This window comes from Polaribacter sp. BAL334 (genome assembly GCF_015767435.1).
In the GTDB taxonomy this organism is placed as follows: domain Bacteria; phylum Bacteroidota; class Bacteroidia; order Flavobacteriales; family Flavobacteriaceae; genus Polaribacter.
In genome coordinates this window covers 1-324 of record NZ_JADWOV010000081.1, presented here as the reverse complement: position 1 = coordinate 324, position 324 = coordinate 1, and the positions used below count along the sequence as shown (strand labels likewise).

Genomic DNA, 324 nt, shown 5'->3' with positions numbered 1-324 from the left:
ATTTTCTTCAACAGTAACTAGATTTTTGATGAGAGCATCAAATCCTTTATTAGCAATTTCTAAATAAATTTTTGGCAAATAACCTTTATTTACTGCTTTTGCCAATGTGTAAACAAACATGGATGTTCCTGTGGCTTCTAAATAATTTCCATCTCTATTTCCTTGATCTAATACTTGCCACCACAAACCTGACTCGTCTTGAACTTTTACAATTGCTTCAGCAAATTGTTCTAAATAAGTGATAATCTGTTTTCTTCCAGAGTGATTTTTGGGTAAAAAATCCAACACATCAACAAGTGCCATTCCATACCATCCCATTCCTCT

At 33.0% G+C, this 324-nt stretch carries 1 protein-coding gene; it reads right to left on the bottom strand.

Annotation, left to right across the window (positions count from 1 at the left end; genetic code table 11):
• The coding region (locus IU405_RS00425; protein WP_197436689.1) for a glycoside hydrolase family 88 protein at positions 1–324 on the bottom strand (324 nt) is incomplete at both ends.